Source organism: Mycobacteriales bacterium, from assembly GCA_036497565.1.
Taxonomy (GTDB): domain Bacteria; phylum Actinomycetota; class Actinomycetes; order Mycobacteriales; family QHCD01; genus DASXJE01.
Genome location: DASXJE010000072.1, coordinates 1 through 2,622, shown reverse-complemented (window position 1 = coordinate 2,622; position 2,622 = coordinate 1). Strand labels below are relative to the sequence as shown.

The 2,622-nt window shown below is 70.7% G+C and carries 3 protein-coding genes; all 3 read left to right on the top strand.

The window, feature by feature from the left end; all coding sequences use genetic code 11:
- Window positions 1-230 precede the first annotated feature (230 nt).
- The 3 genes from VGH85_06230 to VGH85_06220 are packed head-to-tail and all read left to right on the top strand — an operon-like array spanning window position 231 to window position 2,613.
- Window positions 231-1,199: an ornithine cyclodeaminase family protein gene (locus tag VGH85_06230; protein HEY2173396.1), complete on the top strand. Its 969-nt coding sequence runs from the start codon at window positions 231-233 to the stop codon at window positions 1,197-1,199.
- Complete coding sequence (locus VGH85_06225; protein ID HEY2173395.1) at window positions 1,196-1,975, top strand: amino acid ABC transporter ATP-binding protein; 780 nt, start codon at window positions 1,196-1,198, stop codon at window positions 1,973-1,975. The genes VGH85_06230 and VGH85_06225 overlap by 4 nt, the downstream gene beginning before the upstream one ends.
- Entirely contained in the window at window positions 1,975-2,613 is a 639-nt protein-coding gene (locus VGH85_06220) for an amino acid ABC transporter permease (GenBank protein ID HEY2173394.1), read from the top strand. The genes VGH85_06225 and VGH85_06220 overlap by 1 nt, the downstream gene beginning before the upstream one ends.
- Window positions 2,614-2,622 lie beyond the last annotated feature (9 nt).

Here is a 2,622-nt window from a genome sequence, read left to right as displayed (position 1 = left end):
AGCTCGCTGGCCATGCCGGAGGCCGAGTAGATGGCGCCGGGGCGGATCTCGCCGGCGACCAGTGCCTGCCTGATCACGGCGAGTGCCTGATCGCGCAGGTTCGGCCGCCTGAGCGGTAACGAGTCCACGACGGCTTCCCTTTCAGCTGTTGACATCACTCCGAGGTTTGGGCACATTCTGCCACTTAACGGTTATCGATTACCAACAACTCACCGGGACGAAGGACATCGATGACGTCAGCGGCGGCACGCCTCCCGGACGACGGCGGCCCGGCGTGGATCAGCCCCGCCGCCATCGGGCGGAGCCTGTCGATGATCGACGCGATCGATGCGCTGGAGCAGACCCTGCTGGCCGGGCTGGACCCGGAGCGGGATGGCCAGCGGTCCCGGTTGGACACCCCCGACGGCCAGCTGCTCCAGATGCCCTCGGCAAGCGACCGGTACTGCGGCAGCAAGATCATCAGCATCCGCCCCGCCAACGAGAGCGACGGCGTCCGTCCGGTGATCCAGGGCGTCTACGTGCTGTTCGACGGCGCGCACCTGTCGCCGGTCGCCGTGCTGGACGGGGCAGCGCTCACCGCGCTCCGCACGCCGGCGGTCTCCGGGCTCGCCGTGCGACACCTCACCGCCCCCGGCTCGTCCCGGGTCGCACTGTTCGGCACCGGCGTGCAGGCGTGGGGCCATGTCGAGGCGATCCGCGCCGTGCTGGACGTCGCGCACGTCGACGTCATCGGCCGCACCCCGGGGAACGTCGAGGAAATGGTGCGGCGGATCCGCGCGACCGGGACGAACGCCGCCGCCGCCGGCGTCGAGGCGGTATCGGCGGCCGACGTGGTGGTCTGCACGACCGCCGCGCACTCCCCCCTCTTCGACGGCGCGCTCGTCGCGGACCACGCCGTCACCGTCGCCATCGGCAGCCACTCCCCGGACGCCCGCGAGGTCGACACCACGCTGGTCCGGCGCTCGTCGGTGGTCGTCGAGTCACGCACCAGCGCGCTGCGGGAGGCCGGTGACGTGGTCATCCCCATCTCCGACGGTGCCTTCGACCCCGAGGACCTGATCACCCTGGCCGACCTGGTCCGCGGCGCCGTCACCATCACCCACGACCGGCCACGGCTGTTCAAGGGCTGTGGCATGCCCTGGCAGGACCTGGCCGTCGCCGGTGCCATCGCCGACCGAGTGCTCGGAGGTACCGGATGACCGCAACCCCGGGCGCACTGGCCGGCAGCCCGGTCGGCGTCACCCTGCGCGACGTACGCAAGCAGTTCGGCGACCACGTCGTGGTGGACGACGTCTCCATGGCGGTCGCCCCCGGCGAGGTGGTCTCGATCATCGGCCCGAGCGGGGCGGGCAAGAGCACGCTGCTGCGCTGCATCAACCTGCTGGAGCGGCCCGACTCCGGCGACATCACCGTCGGCGACGTGACGATCCATCCCGGGACGGGCGTCTCACCCAAGGACCTGACCAGCCTGCGCCGGACCGCGGGCATGGTGTTCCAGTCGTTCAACCTGTTCCCGCACCTCACGGTGCTGCGCAACATCTCGATCGCGCAGGAGCGGGTCCTCGGCCGCGACCGCGAGGAGGCTGACGCCCACTCCCGGGAGCTGCTGGGACGGGTCGGGCTCGCCGAGAAGGCCGACACCTACCCGACCCGGTCCTCCGGCGGCCAGCAGCAGCGCATCGCGATCGCCCGGGCACTGGCGATGGAGCCCAAGGTGATGCTCTTCGACGAGCCCACCTCGGCACTGGACCCCGAGCTCGGCCTGGACGTGCTGGAGGTGATGCGGGGTCTCGCCGGCGAGGGCATGACCATGATCATCGTCACCCACGAGATGCACTTCGCGCAGGACGTCTCCGACCGCATCGTGGTGATGGCCGACGGGCGGATCATCGAGCAGGGACCGCCCTCGCAGGTACTGACCGCGCCGTCCAACGAACGGACCAAGCGCTTCCTGCGAGCCGTGACGGACCGCTGATGGTCTTCGTACAGGCCGTCCTCCTCGGCGTTCCGATGACCGTGCTGATCACGGTCCTCGCGTTCGCCCTCGGCGCGGTGCTCGGGGTACCCCTGGCACTGGGCCGCCGCTCCGCTTTGGCGCCGCTGCGGTGGGTGGCCCGCTTCGTGATCGACGTGCTGCGCGGCATCCCGCCGGTGGTACTGCTGTTCGTCGTCTACTTCGGCGTCGGCACCGACGTGGTCAAGCTCAGCTCACTGGCGGCCGCCGTGATCGGCCTCGGACTGATCGCCGCCGGCTACCTCGCGGAGATCTACCGAGGTGGCCTGCTCGCCGTGCACCGGGGCCAGTTCGAGTCGGCGGCGGCGCTGGGGATGAACTCGTGGACGTCGATGTCGCGGATCATCGGGCCGCAGGCGTTCCGGGTCGCGCTCCCGTCGGCGACGACCTACGCGATCGGCCTGCTCAAGGACTCCTCGATCGCCTCGACGATCACCGCCACCGAGATCCTCTACCGGGCAACGGCCGCCTCGCGTGGCCACGGCGCCGGGCTCGAACCGTTCCTGATCGCCGCGGTCGTCTACATCGCGCTGGGTGCGCCGCTGGCGTGGCTGTCCCGGACCATGGACGCGAAGATGAGGGCGAGGGTCGCCCGGTGAACGACGACA